The sequence below is a fragment of the Snodgrassella sp. CS2 genome, assembly GCF_050310315.1.
GTDB lineage: Bacteria > Pseudomonadota > Gammaproteobacteria > Burkholderiales > Neisseriaceae > Snodgrassella > Snodgrassella alvi_E.
In genome coordinates, this window is the sequence record NZ_JBNPBA010000025.1 from 1 (window position 1) to 2,334 (window position 2,334).

3 protein-coding genes are annotated in these 2,334 nt (G+C 37.6%); all 3 read right to left on the reverse strand.

Annotated features, from left to right (window positions below):
• Nucleotides 1–16: 16 nt before the first annotated feature.
• Nucleotides 17–811 (reverse strand): RHS repeat-associated core domain-containing protein, encoded by a 795-nt coding sequence (locus ACQP6D_RS11090; RefSeq protein WP_427858251.1) that lies wholly within the window; start codon nucleotides 809–811, stop codon nucleotides 17–19.
• Between the two features lie 352 nt (nucleotides 812–1,163).
• Nucleotides 1,164–1,604: a hypothetical protein gene (locus tag ACQP6D_RS11095; RefSeq protein ID WP_427858252.1), complete on the reverse strand. Its 441-nt coding sequence runs from the start codon at nucleotides 1,602–1,604 to the stop codon at nucleotides 1,164–1,166.
• Between the two features lie 16 nt (nucleotides 1,605–1,620).
• Nucleotides 1,621–2,334 (reverse strand): RHS repeat-associated core domain-containing protein (locus tag ACQP6D_RS11100; protein ID WP_427858253.1); only part of this gene is annotated, 714 nt, incomplete at its 5' end.

Sequence of the window (2,334 nt, forward strand, 5' to 3'; positions counted from 1 at the left end):
AAGTTCATAAATCATATCAACATCCTTTGGAAGGCCTAATTGAATTTTTATTTAAAATAGTTTTTCCACTACGTAAATCCATTCTTTTTGTTTTTATTAGTTCATTTAAAGCTTCTTTGTATTGCTTTTGTGTCCAATTTTCCTTTTGACCCCTTTTATCAATTTCATTCAGTTGCCTTTCTATCTTCCGTGTGTATGGTTTATGTGAACCGTTGTGAATAGTTCTAGTAGAATGCGCATCAGCTGAAGTAGGCAGATACATTATATTTTTAACCGAATGAATATTCATACCAGCTTTTTTAAGTACATCATGATTTTTCAGTTGCTGTGGAATAATATGATGCTTTTGGAACCCATCAATTGTCGGCATCGTATTATATGTCCATAATCCCCACGGATCGATCCAAGTCAACCCATTAGGCGCATACTGATACAAATTAAACCCACCCAACAGCCCAATCGGGTCCGGCTGCGTGAATCTGCCTATATCTGGGTCATAGTACCTGAAAGTATTGTAATGTAAGCCCGTTTCTCTGTCTAAATACTGGCCCTGATACCTCAGGTTCTGTTGTATCTGGCTGTGTTCGATTTCCTGTATCGGTTTGCCCCACAGCTGATAGCTGCATGACCATACAATATGACCGTCTTCATCAGTGAGTTCTTCCGGGGCACCGTTGACATCGGTGTGGTAGTACAGCACTTTCTGTTCCGTACCGGTGGTGGTCTCCACTCTGGCTAAGGGTTCATAGCCGCTTTCATCCGTGTAGATATAGACGCTTTTGCTTCTGTCAGTACGGGTTTCCTGAATCATTCTCAGCCCGTCCCACAGGAAGTGGGTACGGTTGCAGGCTTTGCCCGCCCGGTCTATCTGGTGTTTTTCGATACGTCGGCCTAAGGCATCGTAGATATAGCCGTAGCGTTCGATACAGTTTAATTTTTCGATACGAACTTCGGTCAGGCGGTGTTCGGCATCGTAGGTGTATTGCAGGCTGTGAAAGTGGAGTAGTTGGTTAAAGCGTACTAGGTTTCGGTTGTCGGTGCAGCTGTCTTAGTTGCGTCTTTAGTCGATTGTGTTGGTTGCAGCATTAAGTTTTATACTTGATAAATTGACTGTTTTCACTAAGTACAAGCTAATAAAATTTCAATAACAAAAAGTTGAAAAGTTAATATTTATCAATATTCTCTTGTCTATCAAGAATATTGATAAATAAATTGTGTATATCCTGACAAAATTTAGAATTTTCGATTAAATCGGGTAACACAAGTACATAATAAAATACTTTATTAAAATGTAAATTTATATCATAGGGTTCAAAATCAGAGGCACTATCGAATTCAAATAAAGTAGCTATTCCATTTAACTTTGTGCTTTTTGCTTCAATTAAAAAACAACCTTCTCCGTTTAAGTTGAGATTATAACCATAATTAAGATGATAATCTCGCATTTCATCATTTTTATAACAAAATAAAAATTTTTCATCTCGAAAAGCACTTTGTTCATATTTATAATGAATAGATGATAATTTTTTTATCCATGAAAAAAATACATCATCTATCGATTTATTAGTATAAAATCCATACATAATACCCGTCAATTCAGTCATATTTTTATTTCCCAAATTACTTACAATTAGAAGGTCCATGTTTAATATCACCACGAAGTTTATTATTTCCACTTCTAAGTGAAATATTTTCTTCTACATACAGTCTTAAAAACCCATTTTGACGATCTACCCTTTTAACCTTAGCATTATCAATTTCAAATGAGATAAAGTGGGTACTTTTTTCTTTAGTTAATCCCATTTTACCCCTTAAACCTGATGCATTTAATTCATCAGGAGATAATGTAGTAACATATACGGCTTCTGATTTGCCTTGAATGGAACCTTTTCCCCTCGTTCCAGGATTTCTTGTTTTAATTACACCTGAGCCCATAATTGCGTTATATCCATTTTTACTTGTGTAATGATAAACACGAGTAATTTTTAATCCTAAGGGATCTAACCATTCGAGGGCATTATACGCATACTGATACAGATTAAACCCACCCAACAACCCAATCGGGTCCGGCTGCGTGAATCTGCCTATATCAGGGTCATAGTACCTGAAAGTATTGTAATGTAAGCCCGTTTCTCTGTCTAAATACTGGCCCTGATACCTTAAGTTCTGTTGTATCTGGCTGTGTTCGATTTCCTGTATCGGTTTGCCCCACAGCTGATAACTGCATGCCCATACAATGTGACCGTCTTCATCAGTAAGTTCTTCCGGGGCACCGTTGACATCGGTGTGGTAGTACAGCACTTTCTGTTCCGTACCGGTGGTGGTCTCTACTCT